At 41.6% G+C, this 15,917-nt stretch carries 17 protein-coding genes; 6 read left to right on the top strand and 11 right to left on the bottom strand.

Annotation, left to right across the window (positions count from 1 at the left end):
• Nucleotides 1–184 precede the first annotated feature (184 nt).
• The 6 genes from megL to pspA all read right to left on the bottom strand — a co-directional run bounded on the left by megL (nt 185) and on the right by pspA (nt 5,359).
• A complete protein-coding gene (gene megL, locus L3V38_RS02145; RefSeq protein WP_237118218.1) occupies nt 185–1,366 on the bottom strand; it encodes a methionine gamma-lyase in 1,182 nt (393 codons plus the stop codon).
• A gap of 134 nt (nt 1,367–1,500) precedes the next feature.
• Nucleotides 1,501–2,535, bottom strand: a complete 1,035-nt coding sequence (locus L3V38_RS02140; RefSeq protein ID WP_237118217.1) for a YcjF family protein — start codon at nt 2,533–2,535, stop codon at nt 1,501–1,503.
• Nucleotides 2,532–3,944: a YcjX family protein gene (locus L3V38_RS02135; protein WP_237118216.1), complete on the bottom strand. Its 1,413-nt coding sequence runs from the start codon at nt 3,942–3,944 to the stop codon at nt 2,532–2,534. Before L3V38_RS02135 ends, L3V38_RS02140 begins: the two co-directional genes overlap by 4 nt.
• Nucleotides 3,945–4,006: 62 nt before the next feature.
• The gene (pspC, locus tag L3V38_RS02130) at nt 4,007–4,408 is read right to left on the bottom strand and encodes an envelope stress response membrane protein PspC (protein WP_062569862.1); all 402 of its coding nucleotides are present in this window, start codon (nt 4,406–4,408) and stop codon (nt 4,007–4,009) included.
• A complete protein-coding gene (gene pspB / locus L3V38_RS02125; protein ID WP_130150593.1) occupies nt 4,405–4,638 on the bottom strand; it encodes an envelope stress response membrane protein PspB in 234 nt (77 codons plus the stop codon). The genes pspC and pspB overlap by 4 nt, the downstream gene beginning before the upstream one ends.
• A 58-nt stretch (nt 4,639–4,696) precedes the next feature.
• Nucleotides 4,697–5,359, bottom strand: coding sequence for a phage shock protein PspA (pspA, locus tag L3V38_RS02120; protein WP_062569861.1), 663 nt, complete (start codon nt 5,357–5,359; stop codon nt 4,697–4,699).
• A gap of 188 nt (nt 5,360–5,547) precedes the next feature.
• Between pspA and pspF the strand changes: the two genes are divergently transcribed.
• The 6 genes from pspF to L3V38_RS02090 are packed head-to-tail and all read left to right on the top strand — an operon-like array spanning nt 5,548 to nt 11,914.
• Nucleotides 5,548–6,621 carry a phage shock protein operon transcriptional activator gene (pspF, locus tag L3V38_RS02115; RefSeq protein WP_130150592.1) on the top strand — a complete coding sequence of 358 codons (1,074 nt, stop codon included), beginning with the start codon at nt 5,548–5,550 and terminating at the stop codon, nt 6,619–6,621.
• A gap of 45 nt (nt 6,622–6,666) precedes the next feature.
• On the top strand, nt 6,667–8,244 hold the full coding sequence (locus L3V38_RS02110) for an ABC transporter substrate-binding protein (protein WP_237118750.1): 1,578 nt from the start codon (nt 6,667–6,669) through the stop codon (nt 8,242–8,244).
• The gene (locus tag L3V38_RS02105) at nt 8,244–9,278 is read left to right on the top strand and encodes an ABC transporter permease (protein ID WP_130150590.1); all 1,035 of its coding nucleotides are present in this window, start codon (nt 8,244–8,246) and stop codon (nt 9,276–9,278) included. Before L3V38_RS02110 ends, L3V38_RS02105 begins: the two co-directional genes overlap by 1 nt.
• Nucleotides 9,265–10,158, top strand: coding sequence for an ABC transporter permease subunit (locus L3V38_RS02100; protein ID WP_130150589.1), 894 nt, complete (start codon nt 9,265–9,267; stop codon nt 10,156–10,158). Before L3V38_RS02105 ends, L3V38_RS02100 begins: the two co-directional genes overlap by 14 nt.
• Nucleotides 10,159–10,160: 2 nt before the next feature.
• Nucleotides 10,161–11,153, top strand: coding sequence for an oligopeptide/dipeptide ABC transporter ATP-binding protein (locus L3V38_RS02095; protein ID WP_237118215.1), 993 nt, complete (start codon nt 10,161–10,163; stop codon nt 11,151–11,153).
• Nucleotides 11,153–11,914: an ATP-binding cassette domain-containing protein gene (locus L3V38_RS02090; protein ID WP_062569855.1), complete on the top strand. Its 762-nt coding sequence runs from the start codon at nt 11,153–11,155 to the stop codon at nt 11,912–11,914. The genes L3V38_RS02095 and L3V38_RS02090 overlap by 1 nt, the downstream gene beginning before the upstream one ends.
• A 58-nt stretch (nt 11,915–11,972) precedes the next feature.
• On the opposite strand, the gene L3V38_RS02085 is transcribed toward L3V38_RS02090, so the two are convergent.
• The 5 genes from L3V38_RS02085 to L3V38_RS02065 all read right to left on the bottom strand — a co-directional run bounded on the left by L3V38_RS02085 (nt 11,973) and on the right by L3V38_RS02065 (nt 15,880).
• The gene (locus tag L3V38_RS02085) at nt 11,973–12,677 is read right to left on the bottom strand and encodes a hypothetical protein (RefSeq protein ID WP_237118214.1); all 705 of its coding nucleotides are present in this window, start codon (nt 12,675–12,677) and stop codon (nt 11,973–11,975) included.
• A gap of 5 nt (nt 12,678–12,682) precedes the next feature.
• On the bottom strand, nt 12,683–13,024 hold the full coding sequence (locus L3V38_RS02080) for a cupin domain-containing protein (RefSeq protein ID WP_130150586.1): 342 nt from the start codon (nt 13,022–13,024) through the stop codon (nt 12,683–12,685).
• Nucleotides 13,021–13,419 carry a GNAT family N-acetyltransferase gene (locus L3V38_RS02075; RefSeq protein ID WP_130150585.1) on the bottom strand — a complete coding sequence of 133 codons (399 nt, stop codon included), beginning with the start codon at nt 13,417–13,419 and terminating at the stop codon, nt 13,021–13,023. The genes L3V38_RS02080 and L3V38_RS02075 overlap by 4 nt, the downstream gene beginning before the upstream one ends.
• A 67-nt stretch (nt 13,420–13,486) precedes the next feature.
• Nucleotides 13,487–15,388, bottom strand: a complete 1,902-nt coding sequence (gene ppiD, locus L3V38_RS02070) for a peptidylprolyl isomerase (RefSeq protein WP_237118213.1) — start codon at nt 15,386–15,388, stop codon at nt 13,487–13,489.
• Nucleotides 15,389–15,589: 201 nt separating this feature from the next.
• Nucleotides 15,590–15,880 carry an HU family DNA-binding protein gene (locus L3V38_RS02065; protein ID WP_175580427.1) on the bottom strand — a complete coding sequence of 97 codons (291 nt, stop codon included), beginning with the start codon at nt 15,878–15,880 and terminating at the stop codon, nt 15,590–15,592.
• Nucleotides 15,881–15,917 lie beyond the last annotated feature (37 nt).

The following is a 15,917-nucleotide window of genomic DNA, read 5'->3' as shown; positions in this document are numbered from 1 at the left end:
TTTCATTAACTTGTTGGTTGATACTATTTAAAAGTAAGCAAAAGTTTAATAGCTAGGGTTGTTTCCGAGACTTTCAAAAACAACCCAACTGTAAACTTAAGATTACACAAAAAGATCGGGAAGTTTACACAACCCAAAAATAAAGAGGTTGAAGACCAAATTACTGTAAACCTTAAATTACACGCTAACCAATAAATGTAAATGCAGTTTTGAGATCGTTAATTATATCGTTAACATCTTCTAAACCAACTGATAAGCGAATTAAACCGTCACTAATACCTGCGGCTGCTCTTTCTTCGGGTGTATAAGGCGAATGGGTCATTGATGCAGGGTGTTGAATGAGCGTTTCAGCATCCCCTAAACTGACCGCAAGGGTGCAAAGCTGGGTGTTATTTATAAATGTTTCACCATCTTCTAGGTTACCCTTTATTTCAAAGGCAATTACACCACCGGCCGCTTTCATCTGTGAGCCAATAAATTTATGACCTGGGTGTGATTTAAGCCCAGGGTAATATACTTGGCTCACTAACGGGTGTTGCTCTAAATATTCAGCGACGACTTGCGCACTGGTGCAGTGACGCTCCATTCGTACAGCGAGAGTTTTTAAACCACGATTAATTAACCATGCATCATGAGGGCTAATCGTTGCACCAATATCTTTTAACACCGTCATTTTTATCAGGTTGATATGTTCCTCTGTGCCACACACAAGCCCTGCCACCACATCACCATGGCCATTTAGGTATTTAGTTGCACTGTGCACCACAATATCAATGCCAAACGAAGTAGGTTGCTGTAGCAAAGGTGTTAAGAAGGTATTGTCGATAACGCTTATCAGTTGGTGCTGCTTGGCAACGTCGGCAATTAAATTTAAATCAAGCACCGCCATGGTCGGATTGATTGGTGTTTCTGCAAAAATCATTTTTGAATTTGCTTTAACCGCGCCACGTAGTTCAGCTTCGTTAGTCATATCAACAAAAGTGACTTCGATCCCAAAGCGCGGCAACATGTGAGCAAAAAATGCAAAGGTACAACCGTATAACGCACTTGATGCCACTAGGTGGTCACCTTGTTGTAAAAAGCTAAGCACAGATGCAGAGACGGCTCCCATACCGGTCGCTGTGGCAGCGGCTGCTTCACAGTTTTCTAACTGGGCTACTTTTTGTTCTAGCTCTTGCGTTGTCGGGTTACCTAAACGGGTATAAATAAAGCCCTGCTCTTCACCGGCAAATCGGGCTGCACCTTGGGCTGCATTAGCAAATGCGAAGGTAGAGGTTTGGTAAAGTGGCGCACTCAGTGCGCCATGTGGGTCATTTGGTTTTTCTGGACCATGAATACATTGTGTATGTAAGTGATGCTTAGTCATTGTGTGTTCTCGTTTTTATTATCAGTACTTCATACTCATAAATAAAACGTAGATACCCACAATGCACAAGCATGCCGGATGCTCAGATGGCTAAATATCACTCAGCCATTTTTATTAACTGTACACAAAAGTTGTCATTTTGTGTTTTCGGTCTCTTTATCACTGGTACGTGAAGCAATTTTACGGGCAATACTATTAGCGGTTTCTTTTAGCAAGCTGCGTTTATGTTCCAAGCGAGGTAACGGACGGCTAAGCTCCATGGCTTTATAGCCTATGCGCGCAGTAAAAATACCTGCACTTAGACCTTGTGCTGCACGGCCCGACAATTTCCCCAGCAATTCAGCACTTAGTGCCGTGGCAGCTAGATCTGATACCAACTCTGCACTGCCAACAAACAACACTTGCTTAACCAATAAGCGATACAATTTAATACGGCTTGCATAACCAAAACCAATACCGTAAATACGGCCAATTTGCTCAATGAGCTTAGTGCCACGCCATAACACCGCCATCATATCGACTAAAGCCAGTGGACTTAGCGCAACTAATAAAGCTGACTCAGTGGCAAAACGGTTAATCAGTTTTTTCGCTTGTTGATCTTGGCTTACCAATAAGCTATCGGCGTATAAGGTCATGATTTCTTTATCGGTATGGTGACTCGCTATTTGCTGCTTAAACTCTTCAAACCCTGTAAGCTCCTGATGTTTATTAAGCTTTTCAAGCCACGGCAGTGCTTCACCTACTTGCTCGCTATTGAGTAAGCGGTCGGCTTCACTGCGATGCAATTGATTACGCTTTAAACTTCTCAGCATACGGTACTCGCGCCAAATAACACGGGCAATCAGTAGCACACCACTGAGAACAGCTGTTAGATACACCGAACCTAAAATAATTGATTGCTGAAACGTCACAAACAGCGACATAGCAAACTCAAGTAACACTAAAACTAAAAAGCTAACAACAAACACCCCTTTTAGGGTTTGCCATTTCGACTTTTTATACACGGGTTCAAGCTCAATGCTATCTTGCAGTTCCTCTTCTGCATCAATAAATTCGGCGTTCTCTATTACTTTAGCAACAGTTAACTCCTTTGCAGGAGCTTCATTGCTTGCAGAACTTGAAATACGTCGACCAGCCTGAAAGTTCATCTCCTTTGGTTGCTCACTCATGTTAGTTTATCTCCTATCAGGTACTGCATGACATGATCTAAACGAATATGCTTTAACCGTTTATCAGGGCATGGAAGTGGCGAAAACGATAAAAACTCAAAGCCTTGTTTTGGCCACTCTTGTTTGTTGAGAAGGCGTGACGGTGGCTGCGGCGGTAAATACGTCAGCCATTCTTGCTCGCCTAAAGGCTTGCCATAAATACAGGCTAACTGTTGGCCTTTCTCAGCTACTTGGCGCGGCTCTGTAGCGCAGATAGATGACATTGCCATGGTTTCAATTTGCACGCCTTCGAACTTTAAATGATTCGTTTGGTCATGCACGATTGAATCGAGCAATAATGCTAAATCTTTATGATACTGGGCACTAATATGGTCTGACTTATTGGCCGCAAACAATAACTTGTCGATGTTTGGTTTAAACAAACGTTTAAAGAAGCTCGCTTCACCATAATTAAAATGCGCCAACAATTGGTTGATAACACGGCTTTGCTCATGCAGCGTTTCGCTGCCTTCATTCAATGCACTGAGCACATCCACCAGCACAATTTGTCGGTCAAAATGACGAAAATGCTGCTCGTAAAAAGGTTTTACAACCTCTTTTACATAGGCTTTATAGCGCTTTTTAAGATGCGCTAAATTTGACCCTTCGGTTATGTCGTCAGACACATCCGCAACTGGGAAAAACTGCAGTAATGGTGCTCCTTTTAGCTCACCGGGCATCAGCATACGACCAGGTTGCAGCATAGCAAGCTTGGTGTCTTTTTTAAGGCCGACCAATAACTGTTGATAAAGCGCTGCGACATCAGCAAGCTTGCTCTCATCAACACTGGCTGATAAATCAAGTTTAGCAAGGGCGGTTAAAAATGGCTTAGCCTTTTCGTTACGGGCTGTTTGCTGTAAGAGTGAGTATTGTAATTCACACCAATCAGCAAATGATTGCTCCAGCATTGGCAAATCGAGTAACCATTCACCAGGGTAATCAATAATGTCTAAATAGAGCGTTGATTGCGGTGCAAAATGACCACGAAGCCCTGAGTTACTTTGGTATTTAATTGCCAAACGTAAGGTGTTTATACGCTCAGTGGATGCAGGCCATGTTGGCTCACCTTCAACAGGTAACAACGCCGATAATGCATTCGTGTAGTCAAATGTCGGAATTGTTAGTGCTTGCTGCGGCACTATTTTTGTAGCGATATGACGCTTTTCACGCATCACATCGAAAAAAGGTAAGTTTTTATCGTCAGCTTGGCTGGTTAAATGTTTAACCAAGGCGGTAATAAACGCAGTTTTGCCGCTGCCACTTAACCCTGTAACAGCTAATTTCACGTGTTGATCTAAACTACGGTGAAGTGCTTTTTCTGCTTTATTTTTTAATGAATTAAAGGTGTTCTTTGCGAATGATTGGCTCATAAAGTGTCTGGCACCTTATTTGCGCTTGGTATCACGATGCAAACAAGGTGCGTTTATATCCTTTAAAGTTTGTTGATTTCACGGCTAACCGTAAATTCTGTTGATGTGACATAGCGTTCCATCTCTTGTAAACGACCATCAACTCGAGCAAGACGATCTTTTAAATCTTGCAATGCACGGCGAGGTGGTTCCCCTTTTTGCCATACTTTAAATTTTACTTCAAGCGGGTCTTGGTGAATGCTGTCTGCGTTTTTAACTGTTTTTTCAGCCGGTTTTTTATCTAAAATAAACCACGCAGCAATGTAAGCAACAACAATAAATGGACCACCCGATAATAACACTGCTGTCACAACTAAAATACGTACCAGCCAAAGCTCCATATTGAAGTAGTCGCTGATCCCCGCGCACACGCCGGCTATTTTACCACGCTCCGCGTCTCTGAATAATTCGCGTTTGGTACTCATACTTTACGTCTCCACTGCGGAGCCTCTTGATCAAGTAAGGCTTCTAATGTTTCAACACGCTCTGCCATTTTATCTGCTTTTTGTGCAAGCTCTAGTAGCTGGCGATGCTCGTGTTCACTTAAACCTTGGCTCACTTGCTTTTTACTACGGTAGTGTAGAATAAGCCAAAGTGGGGCAACCACCACCATAAATACAATGATGGGTGCCATCAAAACTTCTGCGTTGAACATGATACTCTCCTGTCAATCCGTTATGTGTTTAAGCACTGGGGGACACGCCCCCATTTTATTATTTTTTATCTGCTAACTTTTTCTTAAGCTCAGCTAACTCATCATCAATCTTTTCGTCTTGCTGAAGACCTGCAATCTCATCTGATAATGATTTTTTACCAAGATCATAAGACTCTATTTGTGATTCTAGACCATCGATCTTGTTTTCGTAACGTTCGAAGCGGTTTAAAGCATCTTCAACTTTTGAGCTGTCGAGCGCTTTTTTCACCTCAAGACGTGACTCAGCAGAGCGTTGACGTAAGATGATTGCTTTTTGACGCGCTTTTGCATCAGCTAGCTTCTCTTGTAACGTACTTACTTCTTGCTGTAGTTTTTCAATGTGAGACTCTACATGCTCAAGCTCAGTTTCAACTGCTGCCACTGCATCTGCTGATTTTTGCTTTTCAATCAGTGCTGCTCGTGCTAAATCATCACGGTCTTTACTGAGCGCTAATTCAGCTTTTTCTTGCCAGTCTGCAACTTGAACTTTCAAAGTTTCAACGCGACGTACCAGCTCTTTTTTCTCAGCAAGTGTTTTTGCTGACGTAGAGCGAACTTCTACTAATGTATCTTCCATCTCTTGGATGATCAGACGAACCATTTTTTCTGGGTCTTCTGCTTTATCTAAGATGGCATTGATATTAGAATTAACGATGTCTGCAAAACGTGAAAAAATTCCCATAACATTTACCTCTTTGGTGTTTTAACTTAATCAGTTGGTATATCTAGTATCAATATGCTTGCCAACTTTTATAGATGCAGAATAACTTAATATATTCAAACAGTTAAACTAAATTTATAAATTTCTTTAGTTCTCATAAATAATGAAATACACTAGATCTTAGTAAAAATGACTAAGAGTTAGGGAATATGAGCCAATTTCGCCAACAGGATAATTTACTCGGCCAATCTGACAGTTTTTTAAGTGTACTTGACCAAGTTTCACAACTGGCAAGTCTTGATAAGCCTGTGCTTATTATTGGTGAACGCGGTACAGGTAAAGAACTGATTGCAGCGCGTTTACATTTCTTATCTAAACGTTGGGAACAAAACTACATAAAGCTAAATTGTGCTGCTCTTAATGAAAACCTGCTTGAAAGTGAGCTATTTGGTCATGAAAGCGGTGCATTCACCGGTGCCAGTAAACGTCATGAAGGCCGATTTGAACGCGCCAATAGCGGCACATTATTCCTTGATGAATTAGCGAATACCTCAGCCATGGTGCAAGAAAAGCTTTTGCGCGTAATTGAATATGGCGAATTTGAACGCGTTGGTGGTAAGCAAACTGTTAAAGTCGATACCCGCCTAGTTTGCGCAACCAATGAAGACTTGCCGACCCTTGCTGAACAAGGCGAATTCAGAAGCGATTTACTCGACCGCCTTGCTTTTGATGTTATCACCCTGCCTCCGCTGCGTGAACGCCAAGAAGATATCATGCTGCTTGCAGAGCAATTTGCGATAAATATGGCCCGCGACCTCGAATGGGAATTATTCAGTGGCTTTACGCGTAGCGCCATCGAAACACTGCAATCTTATGATTGGCCAGGTAATATTCGTGAATTAAAGAATGTTGTGGAACGTAGCTTATACCGTCATGGCAATGAACATATTCCCGTTCATCAGATTATTTTAGACCCATTTGCGAGTAAATTTAGACCCAAACAACGCGTTAAAGCCGCAGTGAGCAGTACGCCTGTTGCAAATGTGGAAGCTGCACCTATTGTGACAACACAAAATCAAGAACCTGTGATTCTCAATAAACCTGACATTCAATTTCCTTGTAATTTAAAACAGCTATCAAATGACTTTGAAATTGATGTGATAAAAAAAGCACTGGAATATAGTCAATTTAATCAAAAGAAAACTGCAGAACACTTAGAATTAACGTATCATCAATTACGTGGCTATTTGAAAAAATACAATTTATTAGATCAGCAGCAATAGTTAGAGGCTAATCAGGTGTTTAAACCGTTACTTGCTTTGTCTTTGGTGTGCTTAGTAGGCTGCCTAGATAGCGAAGAAAAAACCACAGAACAAAAAAACCAAGGCTTAGTGTATTGCGCTGAAGCTAATCCCGTGTCGTTTAATCCGCAAGTGACAACCACTGGTTCAACTATTGATATTATTGCTAATCAATTATATGACCGCTTGCTCAGTATTGACCCTGTCTCTGCCGAGTTTCAGGCAGAGCTTGCCACTGATTGGAAGATTAGCCCTGATGGTAAAGCCATCACATTTATGCTTCGTAAAGGAGTAAAATTTCACACTACTCGGTACTTTACACCAACCCGAGACTTTAATGCTGATGATGTTATTTTTACCTTCAGTCGCCTATTCGATGTTTACAACCCTTACCATTTTGTTGGTGATGCTAACTACCCATATTTTCAAAGTGTGGGAATTGATCAATTAATTCGCCGCATTGTGCGTGTTTCTGATTACCAAGTTCGGTTTGAGTTATACAACGCTGAAAGTAGCTTTTTAGCGAATTTGGCCACGGATTTTGCTGTCGTGCTATCGAAAGAATATGCTATGCAGCTCAAAGATCGCAAACAAGAGAACCTGTTTGATCAATACCCTGTTGGTACAGGTCCCTATGTATATAAAGAATACCGTCGTGACCGCTTAATTCGTTACTATCGTAACCCTGATTATTGGAAACACCCCGTCGTGCTTGAGCAATTGGTGTATGACATTACACCCAATGGGACAACGAGGGTTGCGAAAATGCTCACTAAAGAATGCGATGTGACTGCGCACCCAAGTAGCGCACAGCTCAGTATTTTGTCACAACGTGAAGATATCAAAGTCCAAAAAGAGCAAAACCTCAATATTGGTTATTGGGCCTTCAATACGGAACGCCCACCGTTTGATGATGTGCGTGTTCGACAAGCCCTCGCTAGCGCTATTGATGTAGATAAAATTATGCAGGCTGTGTATTACGGAAATGGCATAAAAGCACAATCATTATTGCCTCCAGCATCATGGGCTTTTGAAGCACAAAAAGCGATGCCCGAGTTTAACCCTGAGCTTGCTAAAACCTTACTTGCCGAAGCGGGCTATAAAGATGGCTTTGATATGAATATTTGGGCCATGCCAGTAAGCCGAATTTACAACCCAAATGCACGTAAAATGGCTGAATTGATGCAAAGTGATTTACGTAAAATTGGCGTTAATGTCAGTATTGTAGAGTACGAATGGAACACCTTTTTACAACGCATTGGTGAGCATCGTCACGACAGTGTACTACTGGGATGGGCAGCCGATACGCCTGACCCTGATAACTTTATGAGCCCGTTACTAAGTTGTACTGCTACTTTTAGTGGTAAAAACCCTGCAAACTGGTGTAATCCAGAGTTCGATTTACTGCTTACTCAAGCTCTAGACACCACCGACTTAGAAAAGCGCAAACAATTTTATAACCAAGCACAACGGATAATTGTTCAAGAAATGCCGATATTACCGATTGCACACGGTATGCGTTTTCAAGCGTCAAGTAGCGACGTCAAAGGTATTAGTCTAAGCCCATTTGGTGGCATTTCATTGGCTAACGCGAGGAAGGAGTAATGATTCTAGACTATATTCTTCGCCGCTTAGCCCTATTATTATTTATGATGCTAACATTAAGTGTCTTCACTTTTTCGCTAAGCTTCTTATTCCCAGGTGACGCCCTGACAAACTTAAGCGGCGTTACCAATAGCACATTTGCTCAAACGAATGCGCTTGAGGCAAAATTTCATTTTACTGAAAATTACATAGTACAATATTTTGCATTTTTAGAACGGATTATACAGGGTGACTGGGGCATCTCTTTTGCCTCAGGAGAAAGTGTCTTCGCACATATTATTGATTTGTTTCCTGCGACTCTTGAACTAAGCACATATGCACTTATTGTGTCTGTACTTGTGGGAGTACCTGGGGGGATTTTAGCAGCGGCTTATTATAAACGTTGGCCCGATAAATTAATTAACTCAGGAACCTTAGTCGGCTATTCAATGCCCGTATTTTGGTTAGCCCTATTACTAATTATGGTGTTTTCACTGCAGTTAGGCTGGTTTCCAATGTCAGGCCGGATGGGTTTACTGTACGAAATAGAACCCGTTACGGGGTTTATCCTCATTGATATTATTGCCGATGATTTCCCCTATCATGGCATGGCATTTTTAGACGCGCTGCATCACTTGACCTTACCAACAATCGTGTTAGCCATGTATCCAACAACAGTATTGGTTCGTTTTACTCGTGATTCAATGCTCAAAGTGCTCGAGCAAAGCTATATTAAAACAGCCCGTGCAAAAGGCTTAAACCGTGCGCAACTAATTATCCACCATGCACTACGTAATGCATTACTGCCTGTAATCAAGCAAATTGGTCTACAGTTTAGTACTTTGATAACGCTGGCAATGATAACGGAAGTCATTTTCTCTTGGCCGGGGATTGGTCGTTGGCTTATCGACAGTATTTATCAACGCGACTACCCTGCTATTCAAGGTGGCTTACTTGCTGTGTCTATGTTTGTTATTTTGGCTACCATAGTCGCTGAGCTGACTTATACGTTATTCGATCCATTATCGCGGAACCAAGCACATGGCAAAGTTTAATTTATTCTCTGAAGAGTCGAATAAATCGCCACTGGCGCGGTTTTGGCGAAAGTTTAAGACAAATCACCCTGCACTAGTTGGTTTGTGGCTGTTTATAGCACTTGCGTTACTTGCTGCATCCGCTCCACTCCTTGCACCTTACGGCGTGAATCAGCAGCATAGCGATGCTTTATTACTACCTCCTTCTTGGCATGATGCTGGCGATGTTAGGTTTTTGTTAGGTACTGACGATTTAGGCCGAGATGTATTGTCACGTTTAATGAACGGGGCAACTTATACCTTTGGCTTATCTGTTGTTGCCGCACTAATTACCACTGTTATAGGTGTATTAGTCGGTACTTTTGCTGGTATTAGTCGTGGTATTCGCTCAAGCTTTTTGAATCACTTACTCGATATCACGTTATCTATCCCATCGCTGTTACTGGCGATAATTATCATCGCAATTCTTGGCCCTGGTTTAATGAATACAGTTTGGGCTATTATCTTAGCGTTATTACCACAATTTATTCACTCAGTAAGGAATTTAATTGTTGAAGAGCTAAGCAAAGACTACATTACAGCTTTTAAACTCGATGGCGCATCTAATTGGCATATTTTAGCACGTGGTATTTTCCCAAATATTTACGAGCATATCGTGGTTATTTTTACCATGGCTCTGTCAACAGCAATACTCGATATTTCAGCGCTAGGCTTTTTAAAGTTAGGTGCACAACCTCCCACTACGGAATGGGGAGCAATATTAGCTGAAAACCTAGGTTTAATTTATCTTGCCCCTTGGACTGTTGGCCTGCCAGGCGTATTATTATTTTTAGCAGTCCTGTCCACCAATTTAGTGGGTGATGGCCTGCGACAAGTGCTTAAAGAACGTAAGGCTGATTAACTATGCAATTACTCGATATTCGCAATCTCACGATAGAGTTACGCACCTCTGACACAGTAATTCGTGCAGTTGATAGAGTTAGCTTAACCCTTAAGGAAGGTGAGGTTCACGCTCTTGTCGGTGAATCAGGCTCAGGCAAAAGCTTAATAGCAAAAGCAATTGTCGGTGTTTTAAATAAACGTTGGCACATTACAGCAGATAGAATGCATTGGCGCGGTGTTGATTTAATGCGCTTGTCGACAGAACAACGCAGAAAACTAGTCGGCCAAGATATTGCAATGATCTATCAAGATCCAAGCCGCTGCCTTGACCCTACAGCCAAAATTTTTGATCAAATAGCTGAAACCCTGCCCGCGCAAGCGACGAGTGGCTTTTTTTTAAAGCGTAATAGACAACGTAAAGACAGAGTAAAAGCTTTAATCCACAAAGTGGGTATCAAAGATCATAAAAAGGTACTCGACAGCTACCCTCATGAGCTCTCTGAAGGGATCTGTCAAAAAGTAATGATTGCCATGGCAATTGCCCGTACTCCTAAATTACTTATTGCTGATGAGCCTACAACTGCGCTTGAAAGCACCACCCGTGCACAGGTATTTCGGTTACTAAAGAGCTTAAACCAATTAAAAAACATGTCGATACTAATGATTTCTCATGAACTAGAAGAGATTATTGAATGGTCACATGGTATGCATGTTTTATATTGCGGACAAATGGTCGAAGCAGGTCCGACTAACCGTATTTTTAAGCAGCCTCACCATCCGTATACCCAAGCTCTTCTAAAAAGCTTACCTGATTATGAGCAAGGCCTGGCCCACAAAGAACCGTTTTATGCGCTAAAAGGAACTATTCCGACCTTGCAGCACTTACCGATAGGCTGCCGATTGGGGCCACGTTGTCCACAAGCACAAAAAGCATGTGTTGTAACACCTAAGCTGACTAAACATCATAGCCACAGTTATGCTTGCCATTTTCCCCTCATTAAGGCGATGAAATAATGCAACCTCTGTTAAAAGTTCAAGCGTTATCAAAGAGTTTTAATTTACGTGCAGGGTTATTTTCACGTAAGCGCTTTTCAGTGTTAAAAAATATTTCGTTCTGCTTAAGTCAAGGCGAAACCATTGCGATTATTGGTGAAACCGGTTCAGGTAAAAGCACCCTTGCCAAGCTACTTGCTGGGGCCGATAATGCCGACAAAGGACAGATTTTACTGGATGGTAATATTATTGAAAATGATGGCTTACGTGATAACGACTGTCGTCATATAAGATTGATATTCCAAGACTCTGAAGCTTCACTCAATCCTGGTTTGACTATTGGCGATATGCTCAATGACTGCTTACAGTACAACACTGATTTAAACAAAGATGAACGTGAAGAAAAAATAAAGCAGACTCTAGCAAAAGTGGGTTTGCTATTAGATCATCAGCATTATTACCCACACATGTTTAGTAGTGGCCAGTTGCAACGCATAGCGCTTGCACGCGCTTTAATTCTAGATCCTAAGGTTGTGGTGCTCGATGAAGCTTTATCGTCTCTAGACCCGTCTGTACGCGCACAAACGGTAAACTTATTACTACGTTTACAAAAAGATACGGGCTTGAGCTATGTACTGATTACGCATCATTTAAGTTTAGTCCGCCATATTAGCGACCAACTCGTGGTACTCGATCATGGTGAAATTGTTGAGTACGGGCAAACTGAAGCAATCTTCCAAGATCCACAATCAAAAGTAACACAGAAGCTGTTGAATTGCTGATAGTGAGCTGTCAGCTATCAGCCGTAAGTTTTAAGATAAACCGACGAAAAAACACTCCTTACCTATCATCAATCTTACTTTGTTTGGCCAATTTAACTGCTTTACAAATAACTTCTGCGCACTCTTTTGGCTTTAACTGTGCGATAAAATGCCCGCCTGAAACACTCACTTCATTGTAATTAATGCAGTTTTTAGCAAGATCGTTAACCGCTTGCTTGGAAACGAGACGATCTTTCGATGGGCGAATATAAGTCACAGGTATTGAGATCATGTTATGCACTTTTTGCAGAGTTGCAATGTTATGTAAACGATTTCTCAGCTTTATTTTATCCGCCGTATTAATTGAGTTAAAAACAGCACTAATTAGCTGGCTTTCATAGTGGGAGTTAAAACCAAAGTAAGTTAAGGTTTTGCGAGTAAAGCGATTCTCTTTAAAAAGGACATTCGGTATTAAATGAGCCATGCGTGCAATCTGTGATGGTCTTGATATAAAGCTCGCAAGAAATACAATTCCCGCAATCTGATTGGGCATTAACAGCTGAGTTAAGGCATATGCGATAGGCCCTGAATATGACTCTGCAATAATAAATATGCAGTCATTTTTTAATTGCTCTGCAACCTCAGCCGCTTGCTGCTGATAACTCTGCCCTGAAACGTCTTCAAATGAGATGATGATTACTTCAAAATTTCTGGAAAGCTCTTGAGCCAAATTTTCGAATAGTAATCCAGTACCATCAAGGCCGGGTAACATTACAAGCTTCATAAGGGCTACACTTCTTCTCTGTCACCATGGCTTGGCGGTGTTGATGTAACGATAAAATGTAATGGTTCAGTACCTTGATTACTTAGCTGATGAACTCGGCCAGCACTTACATGCAAACCTTGTTGCGCAGTCAGTTGGTGTATTTGCCCATCAAGCTCGATAGTGGCACAACCACTAAGCACGAAGAAAAATTGCTCTGCATGCTTATGGTAGTGCTTTACTTCAGCACCACCCACAGGGACATGTTCTTGAATAACACTCAGTGCATTAGACTTTACCAAATGCCAACCGTCGCAATTGTTACCCCATGTGTAATGATCTGCGCTATGTTTGTCTATGATATTCAAAACTTTTTATACATCCCTTGGCTTTGTGGTGCGACAAACTTGTAGCCAAGCTTTTCGTAAAAACCTGGTTTATCAGCCACCATTGTGACATAGCTGCCCTCAAAGGCTGCCGATTCAATGTAGCGGTCAACATGTTCCATAATGACACGTCCTAACCCTTTGCCTTGGAACTCGGGTGCCACAGCAATATCAACCACTTCAAAGTTACAACCACCATCGCCAATTACACGGCCCATGCCAATCAGCTCTTCGCCTTTGCGAATACAAATAGCATAGAGAGAATTTGGTAAACCTGCTCTAGCCGCCGCGAGTGAACGAGCCGACAAACCCGCTTTGCGGCGCATTTCACAGTATTCTTCGGCACTCGGCAGTTGCTCAATAAGACTATATTGCATAATTACTCCTTCTCTGTGGTAACAAAAAAGGCGCCAGAGGCGCCTTTTACTTAAGTCGTTTTGCTACTTATTCAGCAGCTTGAACCACTTTTGGTACCTGAATATCAGCTTGCGCTTTAAGTGCAGCAATAAATACCATGTAGTTTTTATTCACTTGAGCCATGGTGATATTTTGCTTTTGTTGCTCATTAATTTCAGCTTTAGGTGCTTCATTAACAGCTTTTAATGCAACGATTGCTGTATCACCATTGCTTAGGTCAACAACATCAACAACTGGCTTATCTTCAGGGTGTGCCATTTTAAATGCTTGTTGAACAATTGCAGGCGACACCGTATAAGCTTGACGAGCAAGCGCAGCTTCTTGACGAACAGTTAGTCCTTCAGCGGTCGCTACATCATTTAAGCTCTTTCCAGCTTCAATATCAGCATACAGAGTACGTGCTTTTTCTTTAGCAAGTTCCGATGCTTTTTGTGCTACTAATGTTGCTTTGATTTGCTCAGAAACGTCTTCAAGCGGTTTAGTTGTAGCCGCTTTATGATCGTTTACACGCACAACGATAGCATGCTCATCACCGACTTCAATCACTTCTGAGTTCATGCGATCTTCTAACACTTCAGGTGAGAAAATGGCAGCAACTACTTGAGGGTTGTTTAGCGGTTCAGGTAATGCATTACGTGTAACAAGTTCCGTTTTTTGTACTTCTACGCCAGCTACATCTGCAGCATCTGTTAAAGTATCTGAAATTTCAAATGCAAGTTCACCCATTTGAGTTTGCTTCTCATAAAACGCATTAACTTTCTTAGAGCGTTCAAGTTCAGCGCGAAGTTCATCTTTTACGTTGGCATACGGTTTTACTTGCTGTGTTTGGATGTCAGTAAGCTTAATGATGTGATAACCAAATTCTGATTCTACAACGCCTGAAATGTCACCTTTATTTTCAAGAGCATAAGTTGCATCTTCAAACGCAGGGTCCATCATGTCACGTTCAATCCAATCTAGATCACCGCCCATTTCAGCGCTAACAACATCATCAGATGATGATTCAGCTAATTCAGCAAAATCGGCACCGTTATTTAGCTGTGTTAACAGCTCTTCAGCTTTCGCTTTTGCGGCATCATCATCTTCACTGTTATCGATTAAGATATGCGAAACACGACGTTTTTCAGGCTCAACGTATTGTGCGCTGTTTTGGTCATAGTATGCTTTTACGTCATCTTCAGAAACACTTGAATCTAATTCAAGATTTGCTGCATTTAGGTCAATATAGCTTACTGATACTTGCTCTGGCGACAAAAATTGCGGTTGGTTTAAATCGTAGTAATCCGCAATCTCTTGCTCAGATACTTCGATACCCTCTTGCAAAGACTCTTTATCAACCACCACATAATCAATGCTACGTGTTTGCTGTTGTAGCGCTACGCTATTGTTCAGTTCGTTTTCTAAAACAAAATCACTACCCGCGACTGCACCAACCAATTGGCTGCGTGTCATATCTTCACGTAAATACTCACGAAAAGCATCTGGCTGGAAGTTCATTTGACGAATAACTTGTAAGTAACGATCGTTGCTAAATTGGCCGCCAACTTGGAAGTAAGGCATTTCTAAAATAGCTTTACGAATACTTTCATCACTGACGCGAAGACCTAATTCTGCCGCTAGTTGAGTTTGCAATTCTTGTTGTACTAAACGGTCAATTACGCCTTGACGAATTTGCGCCATATAATTTGGATCAGCAGCGATTTGTGCGAAGTATTCACCAAATTGTTGCTCTAAACGGCTGCGTTCGTTTTGGTACGCACGGCTGAACTCGGTTTGGCTAATTTTAACTCCATTTACTTCTGCAACGGGCTGCTCTGTGGTTTGTCCTAAATAACCACCAATCCCAGCTAAAGCAAAAGATAAAATCACCGCGCCTAAAATAATTTTGGCTGCAGGTCCCTGCGAACCTTCTCTGATTTTCTCAAGCATTTATTTATCTCTATTCTGATCAGGTAAAAATTATACCAATTAGCCTAATGAGGTATCATTACGGATTTGGTATCAACCCTGCTCATGTAAAAAAAGCGTATCTTACCAGATACGCTTTTCCACTTGAAGTAACTGGCGCTAAGATACTTAATTTGATCTAAGTGCAATTAAGTATCTTTCACCTAACTAATCGTGTGTTGATTAGTTTACTGCGTCTTTCAGCGCTTTACCTGCTTTGAAAGAAGGAATGTTTGCTGCAGCAATCTGGATAGTTTCACCAGTTTGCGGGTTACGACCTGAACGTGCTGCGCGCTCACGTACAGAGAAAGTACCAAAGCCAACTAGCGCCACTGAATCGCCATCTTTAAGAGCGCCTGAAACAGCCTCGATGAATGAATCTAGTGCACGACCAGCAGCCGCTTTAGAAATGTCAGCATCAGCTGCGATTTGATCGATTAATTGAGATTTATTCACAATATCATCCTCTTTCATTGTTATTATCAAGAGCGATTGTTTTTAAATTAACATC

This window comes from Pseudoalteromonas sp. L1 (assembly GCF_021728095.1).
Taxonomy (GTDB): Bacteria; Pseudomonadota; Gammaproteobacteria; order Enterobacterales; family Alteromonadaceae; genus Pseudoalteromonas.
Note: the sequence above shows the minus strand (reverse complement) of the source record. Positions and strands in the feature narration are given on the sequence as shown.